Source organism: Hamadaea sp. NPDC050747, from assembly GCF_040654195.1.
In the GTDB taxonomy this organism is placed as follows: Bacteria; Actinomycetota; Actinomycetes; order Mycobacteriales; family Micromonosporaceae; genus Hamadaea.
This window is the reverse complement of the sequence record NZ_JBFAHM010000028.1, coordinates 1-21,417: the sequence shown is the minus strand read 5'-3', so window position 1 is coordinate 21,417 and position 21,417 is coordinate 1. Positions and strand designations below refer to the sequence as shown.

Here is a 21,417-nt window from a genome sequence, read left to right as displayed (position 1 = left end):
CCGGGTGGGGTGGCTGTCTTGGTAGCTCCACACCTACCCGGAGGTCCTCACCCTTTCAAGATCCAGTCACCAACGTCCGTGGACAGAACACCTAGGCGGTCAAGCGGGCCACGACGTCGGCCGACCGGCGCCACCAGAAGTCGTAGCGGCCGGGGAACCGATCCCGCAACTCCGCGAACCGCTGGTACGCCTCCTGCGCGTACAGCAGGTCGTCTTCGGCGTCGCCGACGAGCAGGCAGACGTTCGCCAGCGAGCCGGCGACCAGGTCCGGCAGCTCTTCGGCGTACTCGCGCATGATGGGCTCGGCGAGCCGGGCCGACCGGGCGGCGTCGGCTTTGCGGCCCAGCGCCAGGAGGATCTCCGCCTCCGTCGACAGGGGAATCCCCCAGCGGCGGCGCTGGAAGGCGGTGGTCGGTTCGCCGTCGATCTCCCGCAGTACGCTCATCGCCTCACCGACCGAGTCGAGCGCCTCGTCGAGGCGGCGCATCCGGGTCAGCGTCGTGGCGTAGTTGTTGAGCGCGGCGGCCAGCAGGTGGCGGGCGGCCCGGCTCGACTGGGCGCGGGCCAGCGTGATCGCCTCGGTCTCGTCCTGTTCGGCGTCGCTGAACCGGCCGAGCAGCGTGTTCGACGTGCCGCGCAGGACCAGCAGCTCCACTTCCAGCTCACGATGGATCGTGCCGCTCGACCGCAGCAGGTCCAGCGCCAGCGTCAGCGGCGTGACCGATTCCCCGGTACGCCCGATGTCGGCCAGCGCCGCGCCCCGGTTGAGCAGGATCGGGACCCGGCCGACGGCGGACAGCGCCTCGGGGGCGGTCGCCTCCAGATCGGCGAAGAACAGCAGCGCCTGATCGGCGGCGGCGATGCTGTCGGCGGCCCGCCCGACCTGCCGGAGGACGAAGCTGCGCAGGGACATGAGTTCCGCGCCGAGCAGGTGCACCATCTCGGATCCCTGCACGATCGGCGACCGCCAGGTCTGCTCGGCCGCGTCCAGCACGTCGAGCGCGGCCCGCCGGTCCGGGCGGCGTTGCACGGCGAGCCAGCGAGCCAGGTTCAGGCGTACCCAGAGCAGCGTGGTCGCGGCTTCGAGGTCGTCCGGCGCGGCTTGCGCGTACGCGTCCTCGGCCTCCCGAGCGAGCCGGATGGCGGTGGCGTGATCGCCGCTGGACGCGTACTCCTGAGCCTGCGCGAGCGGGTCCGGCTGCACAAGGTCATCGTCCCACAGTCGCCTGGTCGCCACGCCACGGGAGCAGCAGCGACGAGGCGAGCAGCACGACCGAGAACACGATGATCGCCGTACGCGCGCTAGTCGCCGCGGCCAGTGCGCCGGCGGCGGCGATGAAGATCGGCTGGGCGATCTTGGTGCTGATCGACCAGGCCACCGACACCCGGGACATGTGCTGGTCGTCGGTGGCGTTCATCCGGTACGTGGCGAACGTCGGGTTGAAGACGCCGACGAACAGCAGCAACAGGAACTCCGAGACCGTGATGATCACGAAGCCGCCGGTCCCCGCGACCGCGAGCGGCATCAGCCCGAGCCACAGGTTCCGCCCGACTCCCGTGGCCAGCAGGACGCGGTGCTGGCTGAACCGGGCCAGGATCGGCTTGACCAGCAGCGAGCCGACGATCCCGGCGATGCCCGACAGGCCGAACGACACGCCGTACTGCCAGGGTTCGAAGCCGAGGTCGCGGACCATGAAGACGGTGATCAGCGGGGCGGTCCCCATGATGCAGCCGCCGAAGACGAGGGCGTTCCAGAACAGGGCGGCCAGGCCCCGGTGGCCGAGGATGTATCGCCAGCCCGCCACCAGATCCTGCGCCCAGTGCTGGTCCCGCGCCCGCTGTGGCGGCGGCGGTTCGGGTTTGCGTACGCGGCTGATGCCGAACGCGGAGGCGAGGAAGCTGACCGCGTCGACGACCATCGACGCGGCCGCCCCCAAGGCGGAGATCAGCACGCCGCCGACCGGCGGCCCCAGGGTGTACGCCGTCCACAGGGTCGTCTCGAAGCGGCTGTTCGCCTCGGCCCGGAAGGCGACCGGGACGAGCGTACGCAGATCGGCCGTGCTGGCGGCGTTGAAGGCGAGCAGCGCCGCCATCTGGGTGACCGCGACCGCGCAGAGCTGCCAGTAGGTCAGCCAGCCGAAGTACGCCGAGACCGGGATCGAGCCGACGGCCACGAACCGGAGGACGTCGGCCCCGATCATGATCGGCCGTTTGCGGTGGTACTCGATCCACGGACCGAGCGGAACAGCGAGAACCGCGCTGACCACTCCCGACAGCACCGACAGCAGCGAGACCTGGAAGTCGGTGACGTCGAGGGCCAGCACCGCGACGATGGGGAGGGCGGAGTAGCCGACCGCGCTGCCCGCCTCGCTCGCCGACTGGGCCGCCCAGCGCCAGCGGAAATCCCGTCGCCACCGGCCGCTCGTCTCCGCTTCGACCGGCGGGGAGACGAGCGTTCCGGTGATCATTCGGCGTACGTTACACGCGGGCTTCCGTCCGTACGGGCTCCTCGGTGGCGGCGCCGATCGACGCCGGACGACGGCGCACACCGCGAATCAGCAGGCCGCCCGCGAGGAGGGTGATCGCGATCGCCAGCCAAGCCGCCCAATCGCCGATTCGGGTGTACGGCGTGTCGCCCGAACCCGGCCGGACGGCCGCAATGACGACGGTGACGGCGTCGGCGTGCCCGACGTGTTTCTCCGCCAGTACGCGCCCGTGCCCGTCGGCGATCATCGCGGTTCCGTAGCGCCCGGCCCACACGACCGACATCCCGTTCTCGACTCCGCGCAGCACCGCGGTGTGGGCGTGCTGCCAGCCGTCCTCGTCGTTGTCGGCGGCCGGGATCAGCAGCATCGTCGCCCCGGCGTGGGCGTAGTCGCGAGCGGGGTCGGGGAAGTTCACGTCCATGCAGATCGCCAGGCCGGTGTGCGTACCGGGCACGAAGGCGAGGTCGTCGCCGAGGACACTGGCGAGGTCGTGGTGTTTGAGGTAACTCACCGGCGATCGGCCGTCGCCCGGCACCGCCAGCGACTCGTTGTACTTGTCGCCACCGGAGCGGCGCAGGTAACCGACGACGAGGGTCAGCCGCCGAGCCGTGGCCAGCGCCGACATCTTGTCCCGCAAGGTCGGCAGTGAGGCGTCGTCCACCCCGAACGCGGCCTCCGGCAGCACGACCGTGGTCACCTCGGCGGGCAGGGTGGCGATCGCGGCGGCGTACTTGTCGACCAGGGCCTGGCCTTCCGGCGAGGTGATGTCGACTCCCCAGGGCGCGGTGTCGTGGACCATCGCCGCGACGCGCTGCTCCGGCACGCTCTCGTCCCCGGCCAGCCGCAGGACGCCGAATCCGCCCACCAGAAGCGCGACGACGAGAGAGACCGCGCCGACGCGTAGGGGAGCGAACCGGAGCGCGGCAACCAGCGCCGGGCCGAGCATGACGAGGAACTCCACACCCCAGGCGCCCGCGACCGAGGCCGTCTGCAGCACGACGGGTACGCCCACCTGCGAACCCGCGAGCGTGCCGCTGATGCCGGTGGGGTTCACCGACGCGGAGGTATAGAGCAGCGCCACCCAGACTGCGGGCACCGACAACGCCGCCAGCAGCGGCCGCCCACGCCGCACCCAGGCCCGGAACAGCCGCACCCCGGCGGTGAAGGCGATCGAGTAACCAAGACTGATGGCGATACCCGCCGGGAGCGGCACATCGTAGGAATGCGCGTAGTAGGCCCAGCTGTTCGAGGTGCTCACGAGATACGCCCCGAACGCCACCAGCAGGGCGGTCCGCAGACGGACCTTCGGCGCGAGGAGCAGCGCGGGCAGCGGCGCGAGCCAGGTCAGCCACGCGATCGGCGTCAGCCCGGTGCCGAAGTAGAGCATGACAGCGGTCGCCAGGAACGCTCCGGGGACGATCCAGCGATTCGGTCTAGCCTCGGATTCCATTCAGGACTCTCCCCACCGTGCGGGCGCACAGCGCCCGGAAATCGGCCTCGGGCAGCCCCATGCGGCCGCCGAGGTATTGCTGCACGAGCCCCTGCGCACACGAGGTCAGGGTGAGCGCGACCTCCAGCGGATCGTCGGCGCGCAGGTAGCCGGCGGCCATCCAGTGCCGCACGGCGACGACCAAGGGATCGAACGTCGGCGAGCCGCCCTCGGCGAAGTCCTCCGGGAACCGGCGCGCGCCCTCGCGCACGTCGGTAAGCAGGAACGCGTAGAGGTTCGGCTGGCCGAGCGCGAAGTCGAGGAAGTCGTCGAGCAACCCGGCCAGCTGACCGGCGAAATCAGCCCCGCCACGCCGGCCCCAGGTCGCCGCGACGTCGCGCTGCGCGGACACGGCCACCGTCCGCAACAGCGCCTCCCGGTTCGGGAAATGGCGGTAGGTGGCCATTGTGGTCACTCCCGCGTCCGCAGCGACGCGCCGCATGGTGACGGCCGGCGCCCCCTCGGCGATCAGGATCGCGAGGGCGGCGTCGGCCAGTCGTTGCGCGGTTCCCGGAGCCATGTGTACAACGTACACATCGACTCGAGTCTTAGGAAGCCCCGATCTCCACCCGGACTGCCACCCGCTCCACGCCGGGCACCGGCCGGCGTGGGCGGAGCAGCGCGTACGCCAGCAGGAAGGCCACGATCAGCAGCCCGGTCCCGATGGCGTACGCGAGGCGGTAGCCGCTGGTGAGCGCCGCCGGCTCGGCGAGCCCGGCGCTCAGCAGATCCCCCGTACGCGCGGCGGCCTGAGTGGACAGCACGGCCACCCCGATCGCCATCCCGATCTGCTGAGTCGTGTTGAACAACCCGGAGGCCAGCCCGGCGTCGTCGGCCTTGGCCCCGGACATGCCCAGCGTGGTCAACGCGGGCAGCACCAGCCCGAATCCGCCGGCGAGCAGCATGATCGGGAGGAGATCGGTGACGTAGTCGGCGTGCACGGGCACTCGCGAGAGCAGGCCGAGCATCACGGTCAGCAGCGCCAGCCCGGTCAGCAGCACCTTGCGCTCGCCGAATCGCGCGTTGAGGCGGGCGGCCAGGCCGAGCGACACCGCCCCGATCACCACCGCGGCGGGCAGGATGGCGAGCCCCGTCTGCGTCGCGTCGTAACCGGCGACCTGCTGGAGATAGAGGGCGGTCAGCACCTGGAAGGCGAAGCAGGCCGCGACGGTCAGCGCCTGCACCACGTTGGCGACGGAGACTTCGCGTGACCGGAAGATGCGCAACGGCATCAACGGGCTCCGTGCGGTCTTTTGGCGTACCACAAAGGACAACAGCAGCACCGCGGCGAGCGAACCGGCCCACAGCCAGTGACCCGAGACGACCGCATAGATGCCCAGCACCAGGCCGCCGGTGACGAGCAGCGCGCCCAGCACGTCGGCCCCGGCCGCGAGGCCGAGCCCGCGGTCGGCCGGGAGCGTGCGGCGAGCCGCGAGCAGCGCGGCGACGCCGATCGGGAGGTTGATGAGGAAGATCCAGTGCCAGCCGAGGGCGTCGGTGAGCAGACCCCCGACGACCTGGCCGATCGCGGCCCCGGCCGCGCCGGTGAAGCTGTAGACCGCGATGGCCCGCGATCGTTCGCGGACGTCGGTGAAGAGGGTGACCAGGATGCCGAGGCTGACGGCGGTCGCCGTGGCGCTGCCGACGCCCTGCAGGAAGCGTGCCGCGATCAGGACCGCCGGGCTGGTCGCCGCGCCCGCGAGCACCGAGGCCGCGGTGAACAGCGCCGTCCCGGCGAGGAAGAGCCGCCGCCGGCCCAGCAGGTCGCCCAGTCGCCCGGCGAGCAGCAACAGGCTGCCGAAGGCGATGAGGTACGCGTTGACGATCCAGCTCAGCCCGGCCTGAGTGAAGCCGAGGTCGGCGGAGATGGCGGGCATCGCGACGGTCACGATGCTGCCATCGAGGATCGTCATGAGCATTGCGGTGGCGAGTACGCCGAGCGCGATCCAGCGTTGAGACATAAGAGGGACTGTAACGGATAGTTCCGTTACAGACAATCTGTTTGCGGATCTTTACTGGCGAGCGCGCCGGGCCGCGTTCTCCACCGGTTGCGCCAAATGCCCCTCCACCAGGCGTTCCATCGCCCGCAAGAAGACCTCGCGATCCTTGGCGGGCAGGGCGCCGAGCGCCTCCTCGTGCACCCGGTCGACGATCTCCTGACTGCGCTGGGCGAGTTTGGCCCCCGCCGGAGTCACCGCGACGATCCGCGCCCGGCGGTCGGTGGACGACGGACGGCGTTCGGCCAGCCCTGCCTTCTCCAGCGCGTCGACCGTGACGACCATCGTCGTCTTGTCCATGTCGCCCAGCTCCGCCAGCTGGATCTGCGTACGCTCCTCCTCCAGGGCGTGCACGAGGACGCAGTGCATCCGGGCGGTGAGCCCGATCTCGGCCAACTCCGCCGCCATCCGCGTACGCAGGACGTGGCTCGTGTGGTCCAGGAAGAACGACAGGTCCGGGGCGGTCCGGTTCGGGGCCATGGCGGTCATGCGTCAATCGTACCGTTACAGATTATCTACGGATCCCGCTTCGCTTCTTGGACGGCGTCTCTTAGGGCGCTGGATCAGGGTTCGCGGTCGAATCTTGGTCCAAGATTCGACCCGGAACCCTGATCCAGCGCTTACGTCCCGGGGAGGGTGACGGTGACGGTGAGGCCGCCGCCGGACCGGGGGTCTGCGGTGACCTCGCCGCCGTGGGCGCGGGCCACCGCCCGGACGATCGACAGCCCGAGCCCGAATCCGCGTTCGCCCGCCGGTTCGCTGCGCGTCCGCTCCCCCCGCAGTCGTCGGAACGGCTGGAACAGCGTCTCGATCTCGTACTTGGGCACGACCGGACCGGAGTTCTCCACGACGAGCCGTGCCCGGCCGTCCACCGACGTCGTGTGCACCGACAGCCAGCCGTCCTGAGCCACGTTGTGCCGTACAGCGTTCTCGACGAGGTTCTGGGCCAGTCGTTCCAGCAGCACCGGATCGCCGGTCGTCGGGGCCGGACACAGGTCGGCGGAGACCGTCCGATCGGCCGGCGGCGCCTGGTCAAGCACGTGCCGCGCCACCTCGGCCAGGTCGACCGGGACGGTCTCGACGATCGCCGTCTCGCTTTCGGCCAGCGTCAGGAGCCCGTCGATGAGCCGTTCATGACGTTCGTTCACCGAAAGCAGGGACTCGCCGAGCTGACGCGTCTGGGGCACGGCGTCCGGCCGGGCGACCGCCAGCTCCACCAGCGCCCGGTTCAGGGCGAGCGGCGTACGCAGTTCGTGGGAGGCGTTCGCGACGAAGCGGCGCTGCCCGTCGAACGACCGGTCGAGCCGTTCGATCATCGTGTCGAAGGTGTCGGCCAGCTCCTTCACCTCGTCCTTCGGACCGGTCAACGCTATGCGCTCGTGCAGGCCCCGATCAGGGGCGGAGGCGATCCGGCGGGCGGTCTCGGTGATCCGGCTCAGCGGCTGCAGCGCCCGGCCGGCGACGAGCCAGCCGAACGCGCCTGCGACGACGCCCACCCCGGCGAGCGCGATCGCTCCCCCGGTCACCAGCGAGTCGAGGGTGTCCTTGCGGAACTGCTCCTGCTGGGCGCGGTAGTCGATGATCGCCTGCGGAATGTTGATCGTCTGGCCGTTGACCTGGATCGTCCCCAGGTTCTCCAGCGTCTTCGGGCGGAAGTCGAGATTGCCGGTGGACGTGCCCATCCGGCTGTCGAGACTCCGCTCGACGAGGAAGTAGGTCACGCCGAGCAGCAGTGCCCCAGCGAAGACGAACAGGCCCCCGTAGAGGACCGTCAGGCGTACGCGAAGACTCCAGCGGCTCATGGCTAGACCACCCGGTATCCCGCGCCGGGCACCGTCTCGACCGGCGACGGCTCGCCGAGTTTGCGGCGCAGCTTCATCATCGTGACCCGCAGGACGTTGGTGAACGGGTCGATGTTCTCGTCCCACACCTTCTCCAGCAGGTACTCCGCGCTGACGACAGTGCCCTCGGCCCGCAGCAGCTCGGCCAGCAACGCGAACTCCTTGTTCGCCAGCGTGATCGGCTGACCGTCGCGCCACACCTCCCGCCGCGCCGGATCGAGGGTGACGCCGGATCGGGACAACACGGGCGGCGCGGCCGGTCGTGCCCGCCGGGCCAGTGCGTGCACCCGGGCGGACAGTTCGACGAAGGCGAACGGTTTGGCGAGGTAGTCGTCGGCGCCCAGCGAGAGCCCGGCGACCCGGTCGCGGACGGCGGCGGCCGCCGTGAGCATGAGGATCCGCGTGGTGGCGTCGGACTCGACGACCGCCCGGCAGACGTCGTCGCCGTGTACCACCGGGAGGTCCCGGTCGAGGATTAGCACGTCGTAGTCGTTCACGCCGAGCCGCTCCAAGGCCGCGTCCCCGTCGTACGCGACGTCGACCGCGAACGCCTCGCGGCGCAGCCACTCGGCTATGCCGTCGGCGAGGATGGTTTCGTCCTCCACCACCAGAATGCGCATTGCGTCCCCTTTGCCGGACGGGTCGGGCCGCTCCATCGTGCCTGCCCCCGGATAACGCCGCCGTAACGCCGCCGCCCCGCTAGCTGCCCCGTTAGGCGCTGGATCAGGGTTCTCGGTCGAATCTTGGTCCAAGATTCGACCCGGAACCCTGATCCAGCGCCTAGCAACCTGCGCCTGACAACCGGGAAGCGGAGCGTCCGGTGAGCGAGGCGGGAGCGCGGCGGGTTACGCGGGGGTTATCGGCGGCTCGGTCTACTGGCCGGCATGAGAAGACTGATCCTGGTCGCGGCGGGGGCGCTGGCCCTGGCCCTGACCGCGTGCGGCTCTGACGACGGCTCCGGCATCGCGACCGCCGGAAACGGGGGCGCGACCCCGACCGCGAGCGCCTCGGCGTCGGCGGCCGACATGATGAAGTTCACCCAGTGCATGCGGGAGAACGGCGTACCGGTGGGCGATCCCGATCCCAGCACCGGCCGGCCCGATCTCGATCCGGCGCTGGCGGGCACACCCCAATTCCAGGCGGCCCTGAAGAAGTGCCAGAGCCTGCTGCCCGCCGGACTGCTGGGCTCGCTGGACGCGAACCAACTGGAGCAGCTGCGGGTGTTCGCCCAGTGCATGCGCGATCACGGCGTCGACATGCCGGACCCCGATCCCAACGGCGGCGGCTTCGGCGGCGCGCTCGGCAAGATCGACCGGACCAGCCCGGCGTTCCAGCAGGCGATGACGGCCTGCCAGGACAAGCTGACCGCGGTCTTCCCCAGCCTCGGGGCGCGCTCGTGAGCGCCCGGCGGCGCCGTCGCGTACGCACAGCGGCTGGAACGGGCGGCGCGGTGCTGGTCGCCGGGGTGGCGGCCGTGGCGGCTTTCGGCTTCGGCGGCGGGACGGAGACTCCGTCGGCCGGGGCGCATCAGCCGCCCGCGACCGCCCCCGTCACCCGCGAGACGTTGACCGAGACCAAGACCGTCACCGGTACGCTCGGCTACGGCGACCCGACGACGGTCAGCGCGAAAGGTCCGGCGGGCACGGTGACCTGGCTGGCGCCGGAGGGTTCCACGGTCAGCCGGGGCAATCCGGTGTACAAGGTGGATGCACAGCCGGTCGTGCTCCTCTACGGCAGTACGCCGTTCTACCGGACGCTGGCGACCGGAGTCGACGGCGACGACGTCAAGACGCTGGAGAGCAACCTCACAGCGTTGGGCTACACCGGGTTCACCGTGGACGACGAGTTCACCTCGTCCACTGCGGACGCGGTGCGGCGCTGGCAGGAGGACTTGGGGCTGCCGGAGACCGGCCGGGTCGAGGTGTCCCGGGTCGTCGTCGCCCCCGGGCAGATCCGCGTCGCCGGGCACAAGACCGATCCGGGTTCGGCGGCGACCGGCCCGCTCTTGGCGTACACGGGGATCACGAGAGTGGTGACCGTGGCACTGGACGTGGCCGACCAGCAGTTGGTCCACAAAGGCGTGTCCGCCCAGATCACCTTGCCGGGTGGAACCGCGGTGGCCGGGACGGTGGCGAGCGTCGGCACGGTCGCGACCAAGGCGACCAGCGGAAGCGGCGCGAACCAGACCTCCACCACCACCGTCGACGTGGTGGTGACCATCGCCGACCAGAAGAAGCTGGGCACGCTCGACGAGGCCCCGGTCGACGTCGTGCTCGTCGCCGACCGGCACGAGAACGTGCTGACCGTGCCGGTCGGGGCGCTGCTCGCCCTGCAGGAGGGCGGCTACGGCGTGCTTGTCGTGGACGGCTCCGGCACCCGGTACGCCGCGGTGAAGACCGGGCTGTTCGCGGCCGGCAAGGTCGAGCTGACCGGCGGCGAGGTCACCGAGGGCATGACGGTGGGGGTGCCCAAGTGACCGCGATCGTAGAGCTGGACGAGGTCTCGAAGAGCTACCCCGGCGGCGTCGTCGCGGTCGACGAGGTGAGCCTGCGCATCGATCGCGGCGAGTTCGTCGCGATCGTCGGGCCGTCCGGCTCGGGCAAGTCGACGATGCTGCATCTCATCGGGGCGCTCGACCACCCGACGACCGGCATCGTGACCATCGACGGCCATCGGCTCGACCGGCTGACCGATCGGCAGCTGTCCGCCTTGCGGGCCCGTACGCTCGGCTTCGTCTTCCAGCAGTTCCACCTCGCACCCGGAGTGTCCGCTGTGGACAATGTTGCCGACGGGCTCCTCTACACCGGGGTGCCGCTCGCCCGCCGGCGCGCGCTCGCCGAACAGGCCCTGCGGCGAGTCGGGCTCGGCCACCGGCTGGACCATGAGCCGCACGAGCTGTCCGGTGGCGAGCGCCAGCGAGTGGCGATCGCCCGCGCGGTCGTCGGCGAACCGCCGCTGCTCCTGGCCGACGAGCCGACGGGCAACCTGGACTCGGCCGCCGGAGCCGGCGTGATGACGCTGCTCCGCGACCTGCACGACGCGGGCACCACGATCGTCGTGATCACGCACGACCAGGAGATCGCCGCGTCGCTGCCACGTCAGGTTCGGATGAAGGACGGGCGGGTGTTCCCATGGTGACGCTCGCTCCCACCCGGCTGCGGCCACGGGACGTTCTGCGGGTCGGCGGGGCAGGGCTGCGGACGCGGCCGTTGCGGGTGTTCCTGTCGGCACTGGGGATCGCCATCGGCATCGCGGCGATGATCGCGGTCGTCGGGATCTCGGCGTCCAGCCGCGAGGATCTGAACCGGCAGCTCGCCGCACTCGGCACCAACCTGCTCACGGTCGGTCCCGGGCAGAGCCTGTTCGGCGACGACTCCCACCTCCCGGCCGAGGCCGAGGGCATGATCGGCCAGATCGCACCGGTCACCGACGTCTCCGCCACCGGCAAGGTGCCGAACACGCACGTCTACCGCAACGACAAGATCCCGTCCGGGCAGTCCGGCGGCATCGCGGTGCTCGCCGGGCGTACCGACCTGCCCCAGGCCGTCGGCGCGGCGATGTCGGCGGGCGTCTTCCTCAACGACGCCACCGCGACCTACCCGGCCGTCGTGCTCGGCGCGAAGTCCGCCGAACGGCTCGGCGTCGCCGCCCCCGGCGAGCAGGTCTGGCTGGGGGGAGGGTGGTTCACGGTGGTCGGGCTGCTCGCCCCGGTCCCGCTCGCCCCCGAACTCGACACGGCCGCCGTCGTCGGCTGGCCGGTCGCGACCTCGAAGCTGCATTTCGACGGGTACGCGACCACGGTGTACACCCGGTCCGACGAGCGCTACGTCAACGACGTACGCGCGGTGCTGGCCGCGACGGCGAACCCGGCCGCGCCGAACGAGGTGCAGGTGTCGCGGCCGTCCGACGCACTCGCCGCCAAGCAGGCGACCGACGCGACGCTCAACGGGCTGCTGCTGGGCCTGGGCGCGGTGGCCCTGCTGGTGGGCGGCGTCGGCGTGGCCAACACGATGGTCATCTCCGTCCTCGAACGGCGGGCCGAGATCGGGTTACGCCGCTCGCTCGGCGCCACCCGGGGCCAGATCCGTACGCAGTTCCTCGCCGAATCCCTCCTGTTGTCCCTGCTCGGCGGGGCCGGTGGCGTCGCCCTCGGCATCCTCGTGACCGGCGCGTACGCCGCCTATCAGGAATGGCCGACGGTGGTGCCGGCGTGGGTGTCGCTCGGCGGGGCCGGGGCGACGCTGGTCATCGGCGGGCTCGCCGGGCTCTATCCGGCGATCCGGGCCGCCCGGCTCTCCCCGACGGAGGCGCTCGCCGCCCCCTGAGCCGCGTCCCTGTGGCGCGCCCCTGTGGCGCGTCCCTGTGGCGCTGGATCAGGGTTCCCGGTCGAATCTTGGGGCATGATTCGACCGGGAACCCTGATCCTGTCGTACGGCCCTGGCAGGGTGATCTTCATGAGTGACGTGGCAGTGCAGTTGGTGCCCTGGTCGGAGCCGGACCTGGAGATCCTCCGCCGGGCGAACACCCCGGAGATGAAGGAGCACCTGGGCGGTCCGGAGACCGAGGAGCAGGTGCTCGCCCGCCACCAGCGCTACCTCCGGCTCGACAACGGCCAGATGTTCCGGGTGGAGCTGGCGCCGGGCGGCGAGGTCGCGGGCAGCATCGGATACTGGGACCGCCAGTGGGACGGCGAGACGGTCTACGAGTCCGGTTGGCACGTGTTCCCCGAGTTCCAGGGGCGCGGCGTGGCGACCGCGGCGGCGCGGGCGATCATCGCCGAAGCGCGGCGCGACGGCCGCCACCGCTGGCTGCACGCGTACCCGGACGTGGACAACCCGCCGTCCAACGCGATCTGCCGCAAGGCCGGGTTCGAGCTGGTCGGGCCGGTCGACTTCGAGTTCCCGCCGGGGCGGCCGATGCGCAGCAACGACTGGCGGGTCGACCTGACGGCGTAGCGCTCAGGCGCTGTCGGAGGTGGACTCCGGCTGCAGCGCCTTGGCGATCGCGGCCACCATCCGCCGCTCGGACTCGGCGAGTTCCCGGCGGACGTCGGCCGCGGTCAGCATGACGTGGGCCGCCGTGGTGGCGGTGACGATGAGCAACGCGGCCGCCACCACGATGCCCCGGACCATCCCGTCCGGAGTGGTGGCCGCGATCCATATCCCGGTGGTCAGCAACGCGGCGACGACTGCGTACGCGATGCGCAGGGCGACCGTGCGCGTCACCGAACCCCCCAGAATCCGCCGATGACGCCGACTGACCCTCCACTATGGAGATCGGCTGCGTCCTGAGTGGTCAGTCTGACAGGCCCGCCGCCTGGAACGACAGGGCCTTAAGTCCCGGCTTGTTCCGGCGCGCCCGGCACGATGACGACCGGGCAGTCCGAGTGGTAGAGCGCGGCCTGGCTGACCGAGCCGAGCAGCATCCCCTTGAAGCCGCCGAAACCCCGGCTGCCGAGCACGATGAGTTGGGCGCCCCCGGTGGCCTCGACGATCGTCCGGCGTACGCGCCCGTGCACGACCTGCGTCCGCACGTCCACCCCGGGGAACCTTGCCTTCCACCCGGCCAGCGCGTCGACGATCAGCCGCTCCTCGTTCTCTCGGGCGACGGACTCGTCGAAGATCAGCGGCTGCATCTCGGTCGCCAGATCGGCGGTGGGATGCGCCCACACGTGCAACGCCCACAGCGGCACCTTCCGGAGCGCCGCCTCCTCGAAGGCGAAGCCGACGGCGGCGTCGCCGGCGGGCGAGCCGTCCGCGGCGAGCAGCACCGGCGCGGCGGGATCGGACTTTCCGCGTACCACCATGACCGGGCAGGCCGCGTGGGCGGCGACGTGGATCGACACCGACCCGGCGAGCAGCCCGGCGAACGCGCCCAGTCCGCGATCGCCGACGACGATCAGCGACGCGCCGCCGGAGGCTCGGATCAGCGCCTGCGCGGCCGAGCCGGTGATCACGTCGCCGGTCGCCTCGACCCCGGGCGCGGCGGCCTGGGCGGCGGCGACACCGTCGGCCACGATCTGGCGAGCCTGGTTCTCCAGGCCGCCCTCCTGCGGCCCCAGCGCGGACGGACCCAACGGGACGTTGCGCATCGCGGGCCAGATGAACCCGTGCACGATCCGCACGGGTACGCCCCGCAGCACCGCCTCGCGGGCGGCCACCTCGGCGGCGGCGAGGCTTTCCGGCGATCCGTCCACCCCGGCGACGACAGGCAGAGTTGTCATGGTTTCCCCCTTTACCGTCCCCAACGGTTCCGGGGCGGCCGGGCTACGCCGTCGCGCGCGACCCGTACGCCGGACCGAACACCACGAGCAGCGTCAGGTCCTCGGCGACGTCGACGAACCGGTGCACCTCCCCGGCCGGGACGAAGATCACCGCACCCGGGCCGACCTCGGCGTCGCCGTCCGGCGTGACGATCCGCGCCCGCCCGCCCGTGACCACGTAGATCTCGTCCTCGGTGTGCGGGCTCTGGTCGTCCACTCCCCCGGCCGGGATGCAGTAGGTGCCCACGGACAGGTCCGGCACCCGCAGGTGCTCCACCCAGTCGTTCGCCGTGCCGGCCGGCGGCGCCGCCCACTGTCCCGCTCCGTCGATGATGCGCATCGTCGAAGCGTACGCCGCCGATGATCAACATCGCGTTAGTGTGGACCTCACACTTGCCCCGCCCACATCGTCGGGCTGGTGAGGACCGAGCCGGGGAGGGAGACGCCGATGGAGCCGAGCGTGATCATGAGCGAGCGGCGTCAGCTGATCAATCTGGCGTACCGCATGCTCGGTTCGCTGTCCGACGCCGAGGACGTCGTGCAGGAGACATACGCCCGCTGGTACGGCCAGTCCGAGGCGCAGCAGGACGAGATCGAGAACCCGGCCGCCTGGCTGACCCGGGTCGCCGGCCGGATCTGCCTCGACATCCTCGGGTCGGCCCGGGTCCGGCGGGAACGCTACGTCGGCGAATGGCTGCCCGAACCGCTGCCGGAACGGGCGGAGTGGGCGGCCCCCGCTGACCCGGCCGACCCCGCTGACCGGGTGACGCTAGACGAGTCGGTCAACCTCGCGTTCCTCGTGGTCCTCGAGTCGATGACACCGGCCGAACGGGTCGCCTTCATCCTCCACGACGTCTTCCGCTACCCGTTCCCGGAGGTCGCCGACATCGTCGGGCGTACGCCGGCGGCCTGCCGCCAGCTCGCCTCCTCGGCCCGCCGCCGCATCGGCGACGCGCGTACGCCGACGACCCCACCGGCCCAGCGAGCCGACCTCGTCCGGGACTTCCAGACGGCGTGGGCGGCGAAAGACATCACCGCCCTGATCGGGCTGCTGGATCCGGAGGCGGTCGCGATCGCCGACGGCGGCGGCATCGTCACCGCGAAGCTCGAGCCGATCGAGGGCGCCGAGCAGATCGCGCGGGGTCTGCTGGAGATCACCACGCAGCTGCCGGGCCTGACGGTCCTGGCCCGAACCGTGAACGGGCAGCCCGGCCTGGTCATCCAGGAGAACGGTGTCACCACGACGGTGATGGCGTTCGAGTTCGCCGGCGACCGCATCACCCGGGTCTTCGCCGTCCGCAACCCCGAGAAACTCCGGCCCTGGGCCTGACCCGCTGTAGCCGAGCTGTAGGAAACGTGTAATCAGCGCCCATACATTCCCCTTCATGAGTGCACCTACCGGCGCAAACGTGAAGGGGAATGTCCTATGAGACGACGGACCCTGGCCGGCGGACTGGCGATCGCCACGGCCGCCCTCCTCACCGTCCTGATACCCAGCCCGGCTCACGCGGCGATCTCCCACAAGTCGCCGTTCGACTGCGGCAAGACCTTCTACGCGAACAACTGGACGCCCAACCACAGCCCGTCGGGCGCGATCGACTGGCAGAGCTACGGCGGCGACGCGATCGACGGCGAGACCGTACGCGCCACCGCCGCCGGCACGGCGTACTTCAAGGACGCCGGGAGCACGAGCTACGGCAAGTGGGTCGAGATCGTCCACAGCGACGGCAGCCGCACCCGGTACGCCCACCTGTCCTCCATGGTGCAGTCGGCCGGCACGACCAAGTCCGTCGGCCAGGGCACGAAGATCGGCAACGTCGGCTCGACCGGCAACTCGAGCGCCCCGCACCTGCACTACGAGCAGCGCACCTCGTCGGGCACGGTCGACACGAGCCCGACGGTCGAAGGTGTCACGGTCTCGCTCGGGCAGAAGATCGCCATCAAAAGCAGCAACGGCTGCGGCAGCTCCAACCCCTACACCGCCGAGGAGGTCTGCGGCAGCGGCTACGACGTCATCGACTCGGCGGCGCTCGGCACGGTGGGCAAGGTATTCCTGGCCTACAACTCCGGCAACGGCTACAACTGCGTCGTCACGCTGAAGTACGTCAGCGTCGGCACCGCGAGCGCGGTGTCGGCCTTCCTCGAACCGGAAGGTTCGACCCGGACCACCGACTCCGGCAGCTTCAGCTACTACGCCGGGCCGGTGAAGCGCAGCGCGCCGGGCGTCTGCGTCAAGTGGGGCGGATCCGTCGGCAGCACCAGTTACACCAGCGGGTTCGAGCACTGCGGCTGACGAAGCCGAGCACATCGGAGGCCGGGTGGGTCAGTCCCGCCCGGCCTCCGGCGGGTCCGAGGCCTCCGACGAAGGTTCGGGTGCCGGCCAGTCGAGCAGGTCGAGGCGATGCACGCCGCCGTAGGTCACCACCACGACGCCTTCCTCGTTCCAGGAGACGGCCAGGACGGCGTCGGCGAACCGGAACGCCGCGATCGGCTGCCGCTGGTAAATCGACCAGACCGCGACCAGACCGTGCGCTCCCCCCGCGACGATCATCGTGCCCATGGGATCGAAGGCCAGCGCCGCGATCGGCTCGTCGAATCCGTGGAGGAAGCCACTTCCCTCGGCCTGGGTGAGGTCCAGCCAGATATAGCCGCTGCCGTCACCGGCGGCGACGATCTCCGTGACGGGCGCGACGGCGACAGCCCTGACGTAATACCCGTAGGGGCCGTATTCGCCGATGATCGTCCCGTCGAGGTCCACTGCGAACGACTTGTTCTCCTCCGAGGTCTCGTCGTAGACGGCGAAGAAGATCGCCCGCCGGTCGGGAAAGAAGGCCACCGCCCACACGCCCGGGCGCTCGAACACCATCTCGTGAGTGACACAGTCCCAGACCCGTAACCGCTTGGCCTTGTCGACGGCGGCCAGGAGCCGGTCGTCCCCGGAGAAGACCACCCGCCCGTCCTCGGCCTCCTCGTCGAGCATGATCGGTTCACCCGGTCCGGCCAGCCAGAGCCCCTTCTTGTGAAATCCCGTGTACGCGATCAGCGCCGCGTCGTCGGTGACGGCCAGCGCGGCGGGCCGGTCGAGCTCCCGGGAGAACGTCCGCGCGCCGGTCGTGTCGTGCATCGTGACCGTGCCGATGACCTGACTACCCAGCACCGCCATGCGCCCGCCCGGTGAAACCGCGGCGGCGGCGACGCGTGTCGGTTCCGGCGCCGAAGCGGCCGCGGCCGGATCCCAGACGCGTATCGTGCCGTCGACGCTCGAACTGGCCAGCCAGGTGCCGGTCGGCCCGACGACGATGTCACCGACCCACCGTGAGTGTCCACGGAGGATGCCACGGGAACGGCCGGTCGCCCGGTCCCAGAACCGGAGGACGCCGTCGTCCCCGGCCGAGACGAACCAACTGTCGTCCGGCGCGAACGCGATCACGTAGATCGCGCTGCTGTGGCCGCTGAACGTGTGGAGCGGCGCACCGCTGAGCGCGTCGTAGCTGCGCAGACCGCCTCCCACGGACGACCCGACATACAGCGTACGGCTGTCGGGCGAGGCGGCCACCGTCGACGCCCAGCCGTCGATCCGCGCCCGTTCACTGGTGGTCGCCAGGTCCCAGATCCGAACGGACTCGTCACTGCCGATACTCGCCAGCCAAGTGCCGTCGGGCGCGACCGTGATCCCGTCGATGACGCCGCCGGAGTGCCCCCGCAGCGTCGGTTGCTGCCACGTGGTGGGCACTCCCGACAGTCGTAGGTCGCCGTTCGCGCGGCCCATGACGAGCCGCCCGTCCGGCAACGCCGCGATCGAGGTGACGGATATCGCTCGCAGCAACGCCCGGCCGGTTTGCCGATCCCACGCCCTCACTACCCGGTCGATGTCCAAGGTGGCGACCCAACGGCCGCCCGGATCGACGGCCAGCTCGGCGATCCGGGCCTTGTGGGCGCTGAACTCGGTGACCGGCCGGCCCGAGGCGACATCCCAGATCAGCGCCGAACCGTCGTCGTACGCGGCCGCGATCCACGTTCCGTCCGGACCGGCGCGCATCGGCGTCACGACGCGCTCGTCTTCAGTGAGGACAGCCCGTTCCAGTCCCGTCTCGGTGTCCCAGAGGTGAACGGTCCGATCTCGGGCAGCCGCGAGCCACCTGCCGTCCGATGCACTGCTCATGGCGTACACCATCGGTCCAGGACCGGACAGCGCGAACCGCAAGCCGGCCGGGGCCGCCGGCAACGGGTCACGCAGCCGTAGCCGCGTCCGGGTCGCCCCGCCCACCTTGAGGGTCGCGGCCTGACCGGCCCAATCGGGATCGGCCGCAAGCACCGCGACGAGGATGTCGCTCACGGCCGCCGACGGCCGGGTCGGTGCGAGCAGGTGACTGTTGTGTGCCCAGACCTCGCGCATCCGCAGCGCGCGAGGAGTGCCCGCGGCGACCAGATCCGCCTGCGGCGCCTCGGGACCGGACCGCAGCAGGCGGGCCGTCGCCCAGCGGAGGTCGGTCGCGAGGCGTTCGGCGTCCTCGGCCCCGGACGCCCCGCGCACGTGCTCGACCACGTGATCCCACAGGTAGCGGTGTTGCGCGTCGAGCTGCCACCAGGCGATCTCGCCGTCGATCCGAGGCAGGTCGGCTGAGACGATCTCCAGCAGGCGCTCGTGCAACTCGGCCAGATCCGCCGACGGCATCGACTGCCGCAGATAGTCTCGCAGCACGTCATGCATTCCGACCCGGCCGCCGTCCTCGGACGTCAAGGTGATGAGCCCGAGCCCGGCCAGGCGCCGGCACAAGGCACGAGTATCCAGATCGGCCAGTCCCGCCGACGCCGCCCACAGCCGCCCGACCAGATCCAGCGGAATCGCCTCGTCCTCGGCGAAGATCGTCAGCTCCCGCAGCCGCAGCAGCTCATCCGGCTCCAGCAGGCCGGTGCTCGCGGTCACGGTCGCCTGCACCGCCTCAGCGCGCTGCCGTGAGTCGGTGACGTCAAGACCACGCACGCCGTCGCCGACCGCGTCGACCGCCGCCGGCCCGCGGGTCTCGATGCGCGCGCAGAGTTCCGAGGCGTACGCCGAAAGATCGCGTACGCCGGTCCGTTCGGCGCTGGCCAGGATGCGGTTGACGAGACTGAGCAGCAGCGCCCAGCGGCCGGTCGCGGCCAGCAACGCGTCCTCGGTCCGCCCGGGGATCGCAGCGCTCAGCCCGGTCGTCAGCAAACGCCGGGCCTGCCCTTCGGTCATCTGGTCGACTTCCACCGACAAGCCGCGGCCGACCAGCAGCTCCTGATTCCGCGTCGTCACGAGGCGTACGCAGTGCTTCGCGCCGAGCAGGAAGGGTTCGAGCTGCAGCAGCCGCCACACGTCGTCGATCACGAGCAACCGCGGCGGTCCCTGCGACAACACGTACGCCAGCTGCCGGCCGGCCTCTCCGGCGTCGGACGAGACGGCCACGACGTCCGGCGGCCCCACCTGCGCGATGACCTCGTTCACCTTGGCGGCCAGGTCTCCGGACCCGACGATGTCGCGACCCAGCGTCACCCAGGTGACGTGCCCGCCGAACCGAGACTTGATACGCGGGTCCGCGCACACCATCCGGGCCAGTGTCGTCTTGCCGAAGCCGCCGGCGCCGTGCACTCCGGTCGTCAGGCCGACGGTGGTCGCGGCCTTGCCCACCGGCGCGGGTCCGACGATCCCGGCGACGATCGCTTCCAACTCATCCGGTCGCTCCACAGTCGACTGCGTATCCGGCTGCACCGCCAACGCCTGCCGGCGTGCGTATTGGCGCCGCCAACGGTCGGTCTCCGCGAACGTCGCCACCGCCAACCCGATCGGTCCGAGATCGCGCACCCAGTCCAGCACGAGGCCGATTCCCCGCCCCGGGAAGATCAGCCCGACGAGATCCAGCCAGACCGGCAGCCACAACAGTGCCGGCACCACAACCATGATCGTCGCGGTCAGCGGAAACGCCCGCTGGATCAGCCAACGGCCGGCGGCTCGCATCATGCCCCGAGTCTGGGACTAGGCCGAGGACGGCGGTACGCCCGGACGCCGCGCACACCTTGGCCGATGAGGCGACGGCGCACGGTCGCTCGGCGCTGTCGATGGGCCTCGGGGCGAAATCGCAGATCCGACAGCCATCACATCGCGTAAGGCATCCTAGGTCAATCGCGTATTGACAAGTCTCTTTTCAGTGCGGGACCATGCCGTGAGAGCGCTCTCACACCCTCCGTCCCTACTCCCGGAGAGGCGCCTTCATGGCCACTCACCTTTCTCGCGTACGCGCCGGCGCGGCCGCCCTCGCGCTGGTCGCCGCGACCCTCGTGGCGGGGTCCGCGAGCACCGCGACGGCCGCTCCCCCGGCCCCGGCCGGTTGGACCCAGCTGTTCGCCGACGATTTCAGCGGCGCCGCCAACACCGGCGTGAACACGGCCAACTGGCTCTACGACATCGGCACCGGCTATCCGGGCGGCGCGGCCAACTGGGGCACCGGCGAGATCGAGTACATGACCAACAGCACCCAGAACGTCTACCAAGACGGTGCGGGCCACCTCGTGATCAAGCCGATCCGCGACGGCGCCGGCAACTGGACCAGCGGCCGGATCGAGACACAGCGGACGGACTTCGCCGCTCCGGCCGGCGGCAAGCTGCGCTTCGAGGCGTCGCTGCAGCAGCCCAACGTCAGCGGCGCGGCGGCGGCCGGGTACTGGCCCGCGTTCTGGTCCCTCGGCGCGGCCGCGCGCGGGACCGGCGCGACGGGCTGGCCGGGCATCGGCGAGATCGACCTCATGGAGGACATCAACGGCCGCAGCTCGGAGTTCGCGACCCTCCACTGTGGTGTCGCGCCGGGCGGCCCGTGCAACGAGTACACCGGGCTCGGCAGCGGCGAGCGTGCCTGCGGCGGCTGCCAGACAGGCTTCCACACGTACGCGATGGAGCTGGACCGCAGCGTGTCACCCGAACAGATCCGCTGGTATCTCGACGGGAACAACTTCTTCACGGTCTACTCGAACCAGGTCGACGCGACCACCTGGAACAACGCCACGCACCACGGGTTCTTCATGATCCTCAACGTGGCGATCGGCGGCTCCTTCCCGGCCGCGTTCGGCGGTGGCCCGACGGCCGCGACTCAGTCGGGCGTGCCGATGATCGTCGACTACGTCGCGGCGTACGCGACGAGCACCGGCGGCGGTGGCTCGATTCCGGCCGGGTCGGGGACGGTTTCGGGGCCGGGTGGCAAGTGTGTGGATGTGATCGGTGATGACAACGGTGGTGCGGGCACGGCGGTGGATCTGTGGGATTGTCAGGCTGCGGCGGTGGATCAGCATTGGCGGCATAACGCGGATCTGTCGTTGTCGACGT

At 70.8% G+C, this 21,417-nt stretch carries 20 protein-coding genes; 8 read left to right on the top strand and 12 right to left on the bottom strand.

Annotation, left to right across the window (positions count from 1 at the left end):
* Positions 1–91: 91 nt before the first annotated feature.
* The 8 genes from AB0H43_RS38525 to AB0H43_RS38490 form a co-directional block, all read right to left on the bottom strand.
* Positions 92–1,204, bottom strand: coding sequence for a hypothetical protein (locus AB0H43_RS38525; protein ID WP_360008538.1), 1,113 nt, complete (start codon positions 1,202–1,204; stop codon positions 92–94).
* 4 nt (positions 1,205–1,208) lie between these two features.
* Positions 1,209–2,468, bottom strand: a complete 1,260-nt coding sequence (locus AB0H43_RS38520; RefSeq protein ID WP_360008535.1) for an MFS transporter — start codon at positions 2,466–2,468, stop codon at positions 1,209–1,211.
* 10 nt (positions 2,469–2,478) lie between these two features.
* Positions 2,479–3,936 (bottom strand): nitrilase-related carbon-nitrogen hydrolase, encoded by a 1,458-nt coding sequence (locus AB0H43_RS38515; RefSeq protein WP_360008533.1) that lies wholly within the window; start codon positions 3,934–3,936, stop codon positions 2,479–2,481.
* Positions 3,920–4,495, bottom strand: a complete 576-nt coding sequence (locus tag AB0H43_RS38510; protein WP_360008531.1) for a TetR/AcrR family transcriptional regulator — start codon at positions 4,493–4,495, stop codon at positions 3,920–3,922. Before AB0H43_RS38510 ends, AB0H43_RS38515 begins: the two co-directional genes overlap by 17 nt.
* A 28-nt stretch (positions 4,496–4,523) precedes the next feature.
* Complete coding sequence (locus AB0H43_RS38505; RefSeq protein WP_360008528.1) at positions 4,524–5,936, bottom strand: DHA2 family efflux MFS transporter permease subunit; 1,413 nt, start codon at positions 5,934–5,936, stop codon at positions 4,524–4,526.
* A 51-nt stretch (positions 5,937–5,987) separates the two neighbouring features.
* Positions 5,988–6,461 (bottom strand): MarR family winged helix-turn-helix transcriptional regulator, encoded by a 474-nt coding sequence (locus AB0H43_RS38500; protein ID WP_360008526.1) that lies wholly within the window; start codon positions 6,459–6,461, stop codon positions 5,988–5,990.
* 131 nt (positions 6,462–6,592) lie between these two features.
* Positions 6,593–7,774 carry a HAMP domain-containing sensor histidine kinase gene (locus tag AB0H43_RS38495; protein WP_360008523.1) on the bottom strand — a complete coding sequence of 394 codons (1,182 nt, stop codon included), beginning with the start codon at positions 7,772–7,774 and terminating at the stop codon, positions 6,593–6,595.
* Between the two features lie 2 nt (positions 7,775–7,776).
* Positions 7,777–8,433, bottom strand: a complete 657-nt coding sequence (locus AB0H43_RS38490; RefSeq protein WP_360008520.1) for a response regulator transcription factor — start codon at positions 8,431–8,433, stop codon at positions 7,777–7,779.
* 264 nt (positions 8,434–8,697) lie between these two features.
* Between AB0H43_RS38490 and AB0H43_RS38485 the strand changes: the two genes are divergently transcribed.
* The 5 genes from AB0H43_RS38485 (at position 8,698) to AB0H43_RS38465 (ending at position 12,768) form a co-directional block, all read left to right on the top strand.
* Complete coding sequence (locus tag AB0H43_RS38485) at positions 8,698–9,213, top strand: hypothetical protein (RefSeq protein WP_360008518.1); 516 nt, start codon at positions 8,698–8,700, stop codon at positions 9,211–9,213.
* Positions 9,210–10,289, top strand: coding sequence for a peptidoglycan-binding domain-containing protein (locus tag AB0H43_RS38480; protein WP_360008515.1), 1,080 nt, complete (start codon positions 9,210–9,212; stop codon positions 10,287–10,289). Before AB0H43_RS38485 ends, AB0H43_RS38480 begins: the two co-directional genes overlap by 4 nt.
* Before the next feature lie 5 nt (positions 10,290–10,294).
* Positions 10,295–10,951, top strand: a complete 657-nt coding sequence (locus AB0H43_RS38475) for an ABC transporter ATP-binding protein (RefSeq protein WP_360008541.1) — start codon at positions 10,295–10,297, stop codon at positions 10,949–10,951.
* The gene (locus tag AB0H43_RS38470) at positions 10,945–12,138 is read left to right on the top strand and encodes an ABC transporter permease (RefSeq protein ID WP_360008513.1); all 1,194 of its coding nucleotides are present in this window, start codon (positions 10,945–10,947) and stop codon (positions 12,136–12,138) included. Before AB0H43_RS38475 ends, AB0H43_RS38470 begins: the two co-directional genes overlap by 7 nt.
* A gap of 129 nt (positions 12,139–12,267) precedes the next feature.
* Positions 12,268–12,768 carry a GNAT family N-acetyltransferase gene (locus tag AB0H43_RS38465; protein WP_360008510.1) on the top strand — a complete coding sequence of 167 codons (501 nt, stop codon included), beginning with the start codon at positions 12,268–12,270 and terminating at the stop codon, positions 12,766–12,768.
* Between the two features lie 3 nt (positions 12,769–12,771).
* On the opposite strand, the gene AB0H43_RS38460 is transcribed toward AB0H43_RS38465, so the two are convergent.
* The 3 genes from AB0H43_RS38460 to AB0H43_RS38450 all read right to left on the bottom strand — a co-directional run bounded on the left by AB0H43_RS38460 (position 12,772) and on the right by AB0H43_RS38450 (position 14,415).
* A complete protein-coding gene (locus AB0H43_RS38460; RefSeq protein WP_360008508.1) occupies positions 12,772–13,038 on the bottom strand; it encodes a hypothetical protein in 267 nt (88 codons plus the stop codon).
* 107 nt (positions 13,039–13,145) lie between these two features.
* Positions 13,146–14,036 carry a universal stress protein gene (locus AB0H43_RS38455; RefSeq protein WP_360008505.1) on the bottom strand — a complete coding sequence of 297 codons (891 nt, stop codon included), beginning with the start codon at positions 14,034–14,036 and terminating at the stop codon, positions 13,146–13,148.
* A gap of 43 nt (positions 14,037–14,079) precedes the next feature.
* Positions 14,080–14,415: a cupin domain-containing protein gene (locus tag AB0H43_RS38450; protein ID WP_360008502.1), complete on the bottom strand. Its 336-nt coding sequence runs from the start codon at positions 14,413–14,415 to the stop codon at positions 14,080–14,082.
* A gap of 108 nt (positions 14,416–14,523) precedes the next feature.
* Here AB0H43_RS38450 and sigJ point away from each other — a divergent pair, with 108 nt between their 5' ends.
* Both sigJ and AB0H43_RS38440 read left to right on the top strand, forming a co-directional pair.
* Positions 14,524–15,405, top strand: coding sequence for an RNA polymerase sigma factor SigJ (gene sigJ, locus AB0H43_RS38445; RefSeq protein WP_360008499.1), 882 nt, complete (start codon positions 14,524–14,526; stop codon positions 15,403–15,405).
* A gap of 96 nt (positions 15,406–15,501) precedes the next feature.
* Positions 15,502–16,368: a M23 family metallopeptidase gene (locus AB0H43_RS38440; RefSeq protein ID WP_360008496.1), complete on the top strand. Its 867-nt coding sequence runs from the start codon at positions 15,502–15,504 to the stop codon at positions 16,366–16,368.
* 30 nt (positions 16,369–16,398) lie between these two features.
* Here the strand turns inward: AB0H43_RS38440 and AB0H43_RS38435 are convergent, their stop codons facing one another.
* Positions 16,399–20,061, bottom strand: coding sequence for an NB-ARC domain-containing protein (locus AB0H43_RS38435; protein ID WP_360008493.1), 3,663 nt, complete (start codon positions 20,059–20,061; stop codon positions 16,399–16,401).
* 251 nt (positions 20,062–20,312) lie between these two features.
* Here AB0H43_RS38435 and AB0H43_RS38430 point away from each other — a divergent pair.
* Positions 20,313–21,417, top strand: a 1,105-nt coding sequence (locus tag AB0H43_RS38430) for a glycoside hydrolase family 16 protein (protein ID WP_360008489.1), incomplete at its 3' end; no start/stop codon positions are given.